This is a genomic window from Streptomyces sp. AC558_RSS880 (assembly GCF_019049255.1).
In the GTDB taxonomy this organism is placed as follows: domain Bacteria; phylum Actinomycetota; class Actinomycetes; order Streptomycetales; family Streptomycetaceae; genus Streptomyces.
On the sequence record NZ_JAGMUJ010000191.1, the window covers coordinates 1 to 12,867 of the forward strand.

Annotated in this window: 5 protein-coding genes; 1 reads left to right on the top strand and 4 read right to left on the bottom strand. The window is 72.9% G+C overall.

What is annotated here, in order from left to right; all coding sequences use genetic code 11:
- From KUM38_RS39880 to KUM38_RS39895, 4 genes are all read right to left on the bottom strand, one after another.
- On the bottom strand, positions 1-7,340 hold a 7,340-nt coding region (locus KUM38_RS39880), incomplete at its 3' end, for a type I polyketide synthase (RefSeq protein ID WP_217137031.1).
- A gap of 273 nt (positions 7,341-7,613) precedes the next feature.
- A complete protein-coding gene (locus KUM38_RS39885) occupies positions 7,614-7,808 on the bottom strand; it encodes a ferredoxin (protein WP_217137032.1) in 195 nt (64 codons plus the stop codon).
- Positions 7,809-7,815: 7 nt separating this feature from the next.
- Entirely contained in the window at positions 7,816-9,006 is a 1,191-nt protein-coding gene (locus KUM38_RS39890) for a cytochrome P450 (RefSeq protein ID WP_217137033.1), read from the bottom strand.
- Positions 9,007-9,044: 38 nt separating this feature from the next.
- Positions 9,045-9,434, bottom strand: coding sequence for a nuclear transport factor 2 family protein (locus KUM38_RS39895; protein ID WP_217137034.1), 390 nt, complete (start codon positions 9,432-9,434; stop codon positions 9,045-9,047).
- 650 nt (positions 9,435-10,084) lie between these two features.
- On the opposite strand from KUM38_RS39895, the gene KUM38_RS43475 reads away from it, so the two are divergent.
- Complete coding sequence (locus KUM38_RS43475; protein ID WP_217137035.1) at positions 10,085-12,847, top strand: LuxR family transcriptional regulator; 2,763 nt, start codon at positions 10,085-10,087, stop codon at positions 12,845-12,847.
- The last annotated feature ends 20 nt before the right edge of the window (positions 12,848-12,867 follow it).

A 12,867-nucleotide genomic window follows, 5' to 3' on the forward strand; every position in this document is an offset into this window, starting at 1 on the left:
TCGACGAGGTCAGCCGCACCGGCCGCCCGCTCACCCTGACGACTCAGCAACACCAGCTCGCGCACCCCGTACCGGGACACGAGGTGACGGGCGACGAGACCGCCCAGCATCCCCGTGCCCCCGGTGACCAGCACCGCCCCGTCACCGAACGACCCGCTTTCGCCAGCGGACCCGGCTCCATGCCGCACCAGACGCGGCACCAGAACCTCGCCGCCGCGTACCACGACCTCCCGCTCGCCGGTCGCCAGGGCATCCCGCACAGCCGACGACCAGTCGTCCCCATCCACGTCCACCAGCGCGAACCGCCCGGGATGCTCCGTGGCAGCCGACCGCACCAGACCCCACACCGCCGACGACGCGACATCCGGCACACCACCGCCGGCACCCACCGCACCCCGCGTCACCACGACCAACCGCGACCCGACGAACCGCTCGTCACCCAGCCACTCCCGCACCACCGACAACACACCCGCCGCCGTCCGGTGGACCGAGGCGGCGTGGTCGTACTCCGGTACCGGGCCGCTGAGGCAGGGCAGGACGACCGCGTCGGGTACACCGCCCGCGGCAGCCGCGTCCAGGTCGGGAACGTCGGCATCCAGTGCCCAGAGGCGACCGGTGAAGGCAGCCTCGGCCGGTGCGGCCGGGATCCAGTCGACGCGGAGCAAGTCGTCGGACGCGGCCGGGAGCGCGGGAGTGAGCGCCTCGGCGGCGATCGGGCGCAAGGTGAGTGCCTCGACGGACGCCACCGGGCCGCCCGCCGCGTCGTACAGGGTCACCCGGACCTCGTCCGTCCCGGTGGGCGAGAGCCGCACCCGCAGGTGCGTGGCGGCGGCCGCGTGGAGCGTCAGGCCCTTGAAGACGAACGGCAGCCGCACCTGCTCCGCCGCGCCGGTCCGGGGCAGAGCGGCGTGCAGCGCGGCGTCCAGCAGCGCGGGGTGCAGTCCGAAGCCGGCGGCACCCTGCGCCACGTCCTCGGGCAGCGCGACTTCCGCGTACAGGTCGTCGCCCACGCGCCAGGCCGTACGCAGTCCCTGGAAGGCGGGCCCGTACGCGTATCCGGCCGGCACCAGATCCGTGTAGAAGCCGTCTAGGTCCACCGGCTGCGCACCGGGCGGCGGCCAGGCTGCGGCGGCGAGGGTGTCTTCAGGGGCGGCGGCGCGTTCGGACAGGGTTCCGGCGGCGTGCCTGGTCCAGCCGGGGGCCGCCGATTCGTCGTCGGCGTGCTGGGAGAACACGCTCAGCGCACGCGTGCCGTCGGGTTCAGCGGCGCCGACCACGACCTGGATCCGCACGGATCCCTGCTCCGGGATCACCAGCGGTGCTTCCAGGGCGAGTTCGTCGATACGGCCGTGTCCCACCTCGTCCCCGGCCCGTACCGCCAGTTCCACGAAGGCCGCGCCGGGCAGGAGGACGGTCCCGGCCACGGTGTGGTCCCGGAGCCAGGGGTGCGAGGACAGTGACAGCCGTCCCGTCAGCACGACGCCCTGCCCGTCGCCAAGTGCCACAGCCGCACCCAGCAGCGGATGGTCCGCCTCGGCCAGCCCGAGCTGCCGCGCATCCCCGGACGAGGCCGTGCGCTCCAGCCAGTAGCGCTGGTGCTGGAAGGCGTAGGTGGGCAGGTCGACGTAGGCGACGCCGTCGCCGAGGAGCGGTGTCCAGTCCACGGCCAGGCCGTTGGCGAACCCCTCCGCCAGCGCGGCGGTGAAGCGCTCCTGTCCTCCCTCGCCCCGGCGCAGCGTGCCCAGCACCACCGCGTCCGCCCCGGCGGACTCGACCGTGCCCTCCACCGGAGTCGTCAGCACCGGGTGCGCACTCGTCTCGACGAACGCGTCATAACCCTGAGCGAGCAGCAGCCGGACCGTTTCCTCGAAACGAACCGTCTGACGCAGGTTGGTGTACCAGTACTCGGCATCAAGAGCGGCCGTCTCCACCCGCTCGGCGGTCACGGCCGAGAAGAACGGGATTGTGGGAGTCTGCGGTTCGATGCCCGCCAGCTCGGTGAGCAGCCGCTCACGGATCGCCTCGACCTGGACGGAGTGGGAGGCGTAGTCCACCGGCACCCGCCGCGCCCACACGCCCTGTGTCTCGCAGTCGGTGAGGAGTGCGTCCAAAGCGTCCGGTTCACCGGCCACCGTCACCGATGCCGGGCCGTTCACCGCCGCCACCGACACCCGACCGCCGTACACCGCAATCAGCTCAGAAGCACGCTCCACCGGCACACCCAGCGACGCCATACCCCCCGAACCCGCCAGCGCCAGGATCGCCCGGCTCCGCAACGCGACCACCATCGCCGCATCGTCCAACGACAACGCACCCGACACGCACGCCGCCGCGATCTCCCCCTGGGAGTGGCCGACGACAGCTCCCGGCTCCACCCCGAACGACCGCCACAGCTGCGCCAGCGACACCATCACCGCCCACAACACCGGCTGCACCACATCCACCCGGCCCAGCCACTCCTCGGAGTCCGACCGCAGAACCCCGGTGAGCGACCAGTCGACATGAGCCGCCAACGCCGCCTCGCACCGCTCGACCCACTCGGCGAACACCGGCGAGGACTCCAGCAACCCGGCCGCCATCCCCACCCACTGCGACCCCTGCCCCGGGAAAACGAACACCGCCCGGCGCGCCGCAGACACGACACCCGTCACCACACCCGGCGCCTGCTCCCCCGCCGCCAGCGCCGCCAACCCCGCCGTCAACTGCGTACGGTCCGCGGCCAGCACCACACCCCGCTGCTCCAGCACCGACCGCGACCCCACCAACGCCGACGCCAGCACTCCCAGCCCCAGGTCCTCCCGCTCGCCCACGAACCCGGCAAGCCGACCCGCCTGCCCCCGCAACGCCCCCTCCGACCGACCCGACACCACAAACGGCAACACCCCATGCCGACCCGGCACCCCAGCCCTCGCCCCGACAACCTCCGGAGCCTGCTCCACGATCACATGCGCATTCGTCCCACTGATACCGAAGGACGACACCGCAGCCCGACGCGGACGACCCCCCACCTCCGGCCACTCCCGCGCCTCGGTCAGCAACTCCACCGCACCCGCCGACCAGTCCACATGCGGCGTCGGTTCGTCCACGTGCAGCGTCTGCGGCAGCACCCCCTGGCGCATCGCCATCACCATCTTGATCACGCCCGCCACACCCGCAGCGGCCTGCGCATGACCGATGTTCGACTTCAACGACCCCAGATACAGCGGCCGTTCCTCCGCACGGTCCTGCCCGTACGTCGCGATGATCGCCTGCGCCTCGATCGGGTCACCGAGCGTCGTGCCCGTTCCGTGGGCCTCCACCGCGTCCACGTCGGCGGCCGACAGACCCGCGCTCGCCAGCGCCTGCCGGATCACCCGCTGCTGCGAGGGGCCGTTCGGCGCGGTCAGGCCGTTGCTGGCGCCGTCCTGGTTCACCGCCGAGCCACGCACCGTCGCCAGCACCCGGTGGCCGTTGCGCACCGCGTCCGACAACCGCTCCACCAGCAGCACACCCACACCCTCGGACCAGCCCGTCCCGTCCGCGGCGGCCGAGAACGCCTTGCACCGCCCGTCCGCCGACAGCCCCCGCTGACGGCTGAACTCGACGAACATGCCGGGTGTGGACATCACCGTCACACCGCCGGCCAGCGCCAGCGCGCACTCTCCGTTGCGCAGCGCCTGCACGGCCAGGTGCAGACCCACCAGGGACGACGAGCACGCCGTGTCCACGGTGACCGCGGGGCCCTCGAAGCCGAAGGTGTAGGCGAGGCGGCCGGAGACGACGCTGCCGGTGGTGCCGGTGAGCAGGTAGCCTTCGGAGCCGCCCGCGGGCTCGTCGAGCCGCGCGCCGTAGTCCATGTTCATGGCGCCGACGAACACGCCGGTCCGGCTGCCGCGCAGGGCGGCCGGGTCGATGCCCGCCCGCTCGAAGGCCTCCCACGACGTCTCCAGCAGCAACCGCTGCTGCGGATCCATGGCGAGGGCCTCGCGCGGGGAGATGCCGAAGAAGCCCGCGTCGAAGTCGGCGACACCGTGCAGGAAGCCGCCGTGCCGGGCGTAACTGGTGCCCGCCTTGGCGGAGTCGGGGTCGTAGAGGCTCTCCAGGTCCCAGCCCCGGTCCTCGGGGAACGGTGTGATGGCGTCTCCGCCGGTGGCGACGAGCCGCCACAGGTCCTCGGGCGAGCCGATGCCGTCGGGCAGTCGGCAGGCCATGCCGACGATCGCGATCGGGTCGTCGTCGGCCGTCCGGGCGGTGTCGGTCGTCCGGACGGTTTCGGGCGTCGTCGGCCCGGCGACGGTCCGTGCGCGGTCCGGGTGCCGGTCGGCGGTGTCGGCGAGCAGGTCGGTGAGGTGGCGTGCGACGGCGACCGGGGTGGGATGGTCATAGGCGAGCGTCGTCGGCAGTTGGAGGCCGGTGTCGGTGTTGACGCGGTTGCGGAACTCGACGGCGTTCGGCGAGTCCAGGCCCAGGTCCTTGAACGTCTGCTCGGCGTCGGCCGGGCTGAGCACGGTGCGTCCCAGGACCGTCGCGGCGTGCGCGAACGTCATGTCGCGTACGGCCTGGTCCCGGTCCTGCGGGGACAGCCCGGCGAGCCGGGCGGCCCACGCGGACCGGTCGCGGCGGGGGTCGGCGGGAGCGTCGGGCGTGTCGCCCAGCCAGTACCGTTCGCGCTGGAAGGCGTAAGTGGGCAGGTCGACGCGGTGGACGCCGGAGGGCAGCACCGGCTGCCAGTCGACGGTGACGCCGTGGGCGTGGGCCTCGGCGAGTGCGGTGAGGAAGCGCTCGGAGCCGCCCTGGTTGCGGCGCAGTGTGCCGAGTGCGGCGGCGTCCGCTCCGGTGTCCTCGATCGTCTCCAGGACGCCGGTGGTCAGGACGGGGTGGGCGCTGGACTCGACGAAGACGTCGTGGCCCTGGTCGAGGAGGGTCCTGACAGCGTCCTCGAAGCGGACGGTCTGCCGCAGGTTGGTGTACCAGTACTGGGCGCCGAGGGTGGCGGTGTCGAGGAGTTCGCCGGTCACCGACGAGCAGAAGGGGATCCGGGAGGTGCGCGGCCGGATACCGGCCAGGGCGCGCAGCAGGGGTTTGCGGATCCGGGTGACCTGGGTGGAGTGGGAGGCGTAGTCGACGGGGACGCGTCGGGCCCAGGTTCCTTGGGCCTCGCAGATGGCGAGGAGTTCGTCCAGGGCGCCCTGTTCGCCGGAGACGATGACGGACGCCGGGCCGTTGACCGCGGCGACCGACAGCCGCCTCTTGAAGGGGGCGATGAGGTCGGCGACTCGGTCGGCGGAGACGCCGACGGAGGCCATGCCGCCCTTGCCGGACAGGTCGAGGACGGCCTTGCTGCGCAGCGCGACGACCTTCGCGCCGTCCTCCAGGGTCAGCGCGCCGGCGACGCACGCGGCGGCGATCTCGCCCTGCGAGTGACCCACCACGGCGGCGGGCCGCACACCGTGCGCCTGCCACAGCTCAGCCAGCGACACCATCACCGCCCACAGCACCGGTTGCACCACATCGACCCGCTCCAGCCACTCCTCGGAGTCCGAGCGCAGGACGGAGGTCAGCGACCAGTCGACGTACGGCGTGAGGGCGGCCTCGCACGCGGCGATGTGTTCGGCGAAGACGGGGGCGGAGTCGAGCAGGCCCGCGGCCATGCCGGGCCACTGGGATCCCTGGCCGGGGAAGACCAGCACGGTCCGGCCGGCGGGCCGTGCGGCCCCGGTCACCACACCGGGGGCGGGTTCTCCGGCGGCGAGCGCGTTCAGGCCCTCGATCAGGTCGGCGTGGTCGGCGGCGATCACCACGCCGCGGTGGGTGAGCCGGGAGCGTGCGGACAGCAGCGAGTGGGCCAGGTCGGGCAGGCCGAGTTCGGGCCGCTCCGTGACGAAGCGGGCGAGGCGGGTCGCCTGGGAGCGTAGGGCCTGGTCGGTGTGGCCGGAGACGACCAGGGGGAGCGCCCCGGCCGGGGCGGGCGTGCGAGTGTCGGTTCCGGGCGCGGTGTCAGGCGCGGCTTCGAGTGCGGTGTCGGGCGCGGTGTCAGGCGCGGCTTCGGCGACGACGACGTGGCAGTTGGTGCCGCCCATGCCGAAGGAGCTGACGCCGGCGACGCGGGGTCCGGCGGTGTCTTCCGCGGGGTCCGGCCACGGGGTGAGCTCGGTCTGCACCTTCAGGCGCAGTTCGGTCAGCGGGATGTCGGGGTGGGGGTCCTCGAAGTTGAGGCTGGCCGGGATCTGCCGGTGGGAGACGACGAGGGCGGCCTTGACGAGGCCTATCACCCCGGCCGCCGCCTCCAGGTGGCCGACGTTGGTCTTCACGGAGCCCACCGGCAGGGGCCGGTCGGCGTCCCGGGCGGCGCCGAGGACGGCGCCGAGTGCGCCGGCCTCGACCGGGTCCCCGAGCCGGGTGCCGGTGCCGTGGAGTTCGACGTAGCCGACGCGGGCCGGGTCCACGTCCGCCTGTTCGTAGGCCCGGCGCAGCACGTCCTGCTGAGCGGTCGCGCTGGGTGCCGTGAGTGTCTCGCCGCCGCCGTCGTTGTTGACGGCGCTGCCGCGCAGGACGCAGTGGACGCGGTCGCCGTCCGCGAGGGCGCGCCGCAGCGGTTTGAGGACCACCACGGCGCCGCCCTCGCCGCGGACGTAGCCGTTGGCCCTGGCGTCGAAGGTGAAGCAGCGGCCGTCGGGGGACAGGGCGCCGAAGCGTTCCATGCGGGCGGTGGACTGCGGGGTGAGGATCAGGTTGACGCCGCCGGCCAGGGCGGTCTCGGACTCGCCGGAGCGCAGGCTCTCGCAGGCCATGTGCACGGCGACCAGGGAGGAGGACTGGCCGGTGTCCACCGTGAGGCTGGGGCCGCCGGCGCCGAGGAAGTAGGAGACGCGGTTGGCGATGATGCTGCGGTGCAGGCCGGTGGTGCTGTGGGCGGTCACGGCGTCCGGGCCGTCGGCCTGGAGCAGCAGCGAGTAGTCGTCGGAGAAGGCGCCGACGAACACGCCGGTGCGGGTGCCGGCGAGGGCGGCGGGCACGGTGCCGGCGTCCTCCAGCGCCTCCCAGCTGAGCTCCAGCATGAGTCTCTGGTGGGGGTCCATGGCGGCGGCCTCGTGCCCGGAGATGCCGAAGAACGCGGGATCGAAGCCGTCGACCGAGGCGAGGAAGGAGCCCTGTCCCGACACGCCGCCGATGTCGGGGCGGTCGGCGGCGGGTGGCGCCACGGTGTGCTCACCGTCGCGCAGGAGCCGCCAGAAGTCCGCCGGGCCGTTCACTCCGGGCAGTCGGCACGCCATGCCGACGACGGCGATCGGCTCGGGGCGGTCCGGACCGGAAATCCGGTTCGCGGACGTGTCGTTGCCGGAGCGGTCCCCACGTGCCATCTCTAGCCCTTCGGTCCTCAGCTGGTCGCGGCGGTGGCCGCGGCGGAGCCCCCGGGGGCTCCCCGGGGGCGCTTGCCGATCACTTTCCTGACGCGCAGGCGTGCTGTGCCGGGCTCCGGCGGTCCGCCGGTCCGGCCCGCCCCGGGCCGACCCCGAGGTGGCCGGGGCACGTGCCGATCCCGGGGTGGCCGGGGCACGTGCCGATCCCGGGGTGGCCGGGGCACGTGCCGACCCCGGGGTGGCCGGGACACGGGCCGGCCGGGCCGGCCGGGGTCACTCGACGAACTTGACCGCCCCGGACGGGCAGTGCTTGGCCGCCTCGCGGACGACGTCGTGCAGTGCGCTCGGCGGCTCCGCCAGAAGCACGACGACCAGTCCGTCCTCCTCGTCCTGGTCGAACACCGCCGGCGCCTCCAGTGCGCACATCCCGGCGCCGCAGCACCGGTCGCGATCCACGTCGATGCGCATCGGCGGGCTACCAGGCGACCGGCATGGAGCTGACGCCGTAGATCAGCATGCTGTCCCGCATCCGGACCTCGTCCGGCGGTACGGCCAGGTGCAGTCCGGGGAAACGGTCGAAGAGGGCCTGGAAGCCGATACGCATCTCGATGCGGGCCAGTTGCTGGCCGATGCACTGGTGGATGCCGTGTCCGAAGGAGAGCTGGCCGCGGCCGCCGCGGACGAAGTCGAGGCGGTCGGGGTTCGCGAAGTGCTTGGGGTCACGGTTGGCCGCGAACGCCGACAGGGTGATCGTCTCGCCGGCCTTCATCGGGCAGCCCTCGAACTCGAAGTCCTCCAGGACCCCGCGGATGGGACCGTAGTGGTTGACCGTCAGGTAGCGCATCAGTTCCTCGACGGCGCTCTCCATGGTGGTCTCGCCGGAGCGCAGCAGGGCGAGCTGGTCGGGGTTGGTGAGCAGGGCGTAGGTGCCGAGGGACAGCATGTTGGCGGTGGTCTCGTGGCCGGCCGCCAGCAGCAGGAAGCAGATGTTGGTGACCTCTTCGACGGTCAGTTCCTCGTGGGCGGCGAGACCGCCGAGTATGTCGTCGGAGGGTTCGGGACCGCGGCGCCGCTCGACCAGGCCGCTGAGGTACTTCTGCATCGCCTCGAGCGCCGCGTACGCCTGCTCGATGGGTGTGTTGGTGTCCTGGATGACGGTGGAGTTGTGCTGGAAGACGTCGCGGTCCTCGTAGGGGACGCCGAGCAGTTCGCAGATCACCAGGGACGGCAGGGCCAGGGCGAAGGCGGGCACCAGGTCGACCGGCGGGCCGGCCTGCTCCATGGCGTCCAGGGCGTCGTCGGCGATCTCCTGGACGCGTTCGGCGAGTTGGTTCATCCGGCGGAGCGTGAACAGGCCGGTGAGCAGGCGGCGGTACTTGGTGTGCTCCGGCGGGTCGGTGTAGACGAAGAAACCGGGCTTGGCCGGGGTGGGTTCCTGCGGCTGGATCGGCGAGCGCAGCAGGTCCTTCTGCGAGCTGAAGCGGGGGTCGGCCAGGGCCGCGCGGACCTGGTCGTAGCCGGTGATGAGCCAGCCCTCGCTGCCGTCGGGGTAGAGCAGCCGGTCGACCGGGCACTGCCGCTGACGTTCCAGCAGTTCCGGCGGCGGGTCCAGGGCGGTCGTGCGGGTGGTGGGCAACGGCGCGGCCCCAGCCGGAACCTCGGTCATGTCGTGATCCTTCCTGTCAGCGGTGTGTCGTGGTCCGGTCAGCCGAGCACCTTCATGTCCGTGTCGCCCCAGAGCGCGCGCAGCTCCCGGACCAGGCCGTCCTCCCCGACGCGCACGATCCCGATGATCGAGATCTCGATGCGCTTGGGATAGCTGCGGGGGCGCAGTTCGACGGTGGCCGGGAGGACGACGGTCTCGCCGTCGTGCGCGGCCACCGGGGTGCCGGGGCGTTCCCGGGCCCGGTCGTCGACGAGGGCACGGGTGATGTGCGCGCGGAGTGCTTCGAGGCCCACCTGTTCGCCGGAGCCGACCGGGTCCTCGAACACCACGTCGGGGGCGAACAGTTCGAGGACCTTCTCCACGTCGCCGGCGTTCATCCGACGGCAGTACTCGAGTGCCAGGGCCTTGCGGGTCACCTCGTCGGGCACGCCGACTCCTTCCGAGCGGTGCAGCGGTACAGCGGCGGCGGGCAGCGGTACGGCGGTGAAGGTGCGGGCGCGGGGCCCGGGCCGGTCTCACGCACGACCCAGTCTTCGATCGGCTGCCGGGCGGACGCCACCCCTGTTCACACCCCTGCCCACCCCTGGTGGGTGGCTGACCTGCGCGGACGTGGGTGGGGTCGGTGGGGTGCGGGCCGCGGGGCGGGCGCGCGGGAGGGGCGTGCGGGGGCGGTGACCGGAGGTCCGTTTCCGGCTCGTGGATTTGGCCTGGTTGCGTCCTTGAACCATGTTCGATCTTGTGCGAAGGCGCCCCGGACGCCTCCGCGCCCCCTGCTACTGTGATTTGAAAGCGACTTCAACCACCACACGGTGCCGCCTCGCCGCCGAGGCGGCCGGCGGCCCGCTGTGCCTGCCCGCGTCCGTCCCCCGCGGTGCGGTGCGTCACGGCGATGGGCGTTCTCGTCTCCCCCGTCACCAGCGTGAAGGAAGGTTCGAAGGTACATGGAGACCAGCAAGCGCCAGTACTCTCCTGTCGTTCCCTTTTCCAGAATCGCTCCGCTTTCCAGAATCGCTCCGCCGGTGTGCAGACGGCCGGGACATCGCCCCGCGCGGGTCGGCGCCGTCGATGAGTCCGGAACGTGAGCGCGCGGGACCGTTCGGAAGCGACCGCGCTCCTGTCCGTGCTCCTCGACGGCGCGTTGACCGGTCAGAGCGGGATCGCCGTCGTCAGCGGCGCGGTGGCCATGGGGAAGACGACCCTGCTGGCCACGTTCGCCCAGCAGGTGCGGGCGGCCGACGGTCTGGTCCTGACGGCGGTGGCGTCCGAGTCCGAGGAGGGCATCCTGCTGGGCGTGGTCGCCCAACTGTTGCAGGAGGCTTCGCTGTCGGCCCCGGTCGGCGACCAGGTGAGCCAACTGCTCGCGATCGGCAGGGCGCACATGACGGCGGCTCCCGAAGGACCGCCGACGAAGCTGTCCGCGGTGGACGCCCAGATCGTGCAGTCGCTGTGCGCGGTCCTGCTCGGTCTGGCCGGGCCCCGGCCGCTGGCGATCGTGGTCGACGACGTCCACCACGCCGACGCGGCGTCCCTGGCCTGCCTCGCGTATCTCACGCGCCGTATGCACAGCACCCCGCTGCTCGCGGTCTTCAGCCACGGCGACCGTCCCGGTGACCGGTGCGCGAGCTTCGTCGAGCAGCTGCTGCGGCTGCCGCACGCCCACGGGGTGCGGCTGACACCGTTCGACCTGGAGCAGGTGCACGAGACGGCGGCGGCCAGGCTCGGCGCGGACAGCGCGGAGCGGGTCGCGCCCTGGGCGCTGCGGGTCAGCGGCGGCAATCCGCTGCTGCTGGACGGGGTCCTGGACGACGTGCGCAGCGGCGAGCCGCCGTCGACGGGCTACCGGCGGGCGCTGCTGTCGTGTCTGCACCGCAGCCCGGCGCCCACCGCGCGGGTGGCGCAGGCGCTGGCGGTTCTCGGCACGCCGGAGCCGATCCCCCGGCTGCTGGGGCTGGAGGCCGGTGAGGTCGCGCGGTGTCTGGCGGTGCTGGAGGCCGCGGGTCTGCTGGAGCGGGGCGAGTTCCGTCATCCGGGGGCGGCGTCGGCGGTGCTGGCCGACCTCGGTCCGGAGGCCACGGCGGCGCTGCACCGGGACACGGCGGAACTGACCTACGCGCAGGGCGGTTCCGCGTCGACGGTCGCCGAGCACCTGCTGGCGGGGCGTGGGGTGCGGGCGCCCTGGGCGGTGTCGGTGCTCGATGCGGCCGCCTCGTCGGCACTGACCGAGGGCCGGGCCGCCAGGGCCGTCGAATACCTGCGGCTTGCCTGCACGTTGAGCGGCGACACGGCGGAACTCGCGCGGATCGGGGCGGCGTTGCTCCAGACGGAGAGCCGGATGGGCACCGGGATCCCCGAGCACCGGATCACCGCCCTGGTGCAGGCGGTGCGCACCGGCCAGCTGAGCGGCGGGGAGACGCTGGGCGTGGTCAGGGCCCTGCTGTGGGCCGGCCGATTCGAGGCCGCCGTCGAGGCGTTGCGGCATCTGCCCGGCTCGGTGCGGGCAGCCGCTCCCGAGACGGCGATGGAACTGCGGGCCGCCCGGCTGTGGATGCGCTGCTCGTACGCCCCGCTGCTGGAGCTGCTGCCGGAGACCGGGCCGGACGACGAGGAGCCGCGCGGCACGCCCTCCACCACCGAGAGCCGTCGCCGCTACGACGCGGCGACCGTGCTGGAGTCGGTGCTGACCCGGGGTCCTTCGGACCGTGCGGTGCCCAAGGCGGAGCGGATCCTGCACGGGACCCGGCTCCACGGCACCGATCTGGACACGATCGAGTGCGCGTTGCTCGCGTTGACGTACGCGGAGCGGCCCGCGGTGGCGCTGCCGTACTGCGACGAGCTGATCGCCGCGGCGACGGAGCGGGGCGAGCCGGGCAGCGCGGCCCGGTTGCACGCGTTGCGGGCGGAGATCTCTCTGCGGCTGGGCGACCTGCCGGGTGCCGTCGAGCACGCGACCGCCTCGTTCGATGTCGTACCGGCCGGCGAGTGGGGGTTGGCGGTCGGTTCTCCGCTGGCCAGCAAGCTGATCGCGCTCACGTCGATGGGGCGGGAGGACGAGGCGGCGGAGCTGTTGTATCTGCCGATCCCGGAGATGATGTTGCAGAGCCGGCCCGGACTGCACTACCTGCACGCGCGGGGGCGCTACAGCATGGCGGCCGGGGACTGGGACGGCGCGCTGTCGGACTTCCAGGGCTGCGGTGGGCTGATGGCCCGCTGGGGTGTCGACGTGCCGGGGCTGATCGCGTGGCGCAACGACGTCGGCGAGGCGTGGCTGCGGATGGGTGAGCGTGACCGTGCCCGTGCCGTCCTGGAGGAGCAGTTGCAGCGCAGTGAGCACAGTGGGTCGCCGCGTACCCGCGGGGCGACGCTGCGGCTGCTGGCGGCGACGCACGAGCCGCGCAGACGTCTGGCCCTGCTGCGGCAGGCGGTCGACGCGTTACAGGAGAGCGGCGACCGCTATGAACTGGCCCGGGCGCTGGCCGACCTCACCGACACGTACAACACCGTCGGTGAGACGCGGCGGGCCCGGGTCATCGGCTCCCAAGCGAAGATCATCGCGGACAAGTGCCAGGCGGAGCCGTTGAGCAGGCTGCTCCCGGCGGACCGGGAGCGGCCCGACACCGAGTCCAAGGGTCCGGCCGCGGTGCTCACCGACGCGGAGCAGCGGGTGGCCGACCTGGTGGCGCTGGGGCACACGAACAGTGAGATAGCCAAGTTGCTGTACATCACGGTCAGCACGGTGGAGCAGCACCTGACGCGTATGTACCGCAAGGTCGGCGTCAACGACCGGGCGCAGCTGGCGTCGGTGCTGTTCACCGGGCCGCACCCGGAGACGGTCAGGGCGTAGGAGGAGCCGCGGACGGGCGT

Coding starts and splice junctions, on each gene's coding strand:
- KUM38_RS39885 (WP_217137032.1), bottom strand. CDS start 7,808: ATGCGCATCGACGTGGATCGCGACCGGTGCTGCGGCGCCGGGATGTGC.
- KUM38_RS39890 (WP_217137033.1), bottom strand. CDS start 9,006: ATGACCGAGGTTCCGGCTGGGGCCGCGCCGTTGCCCACCACCCGCACG.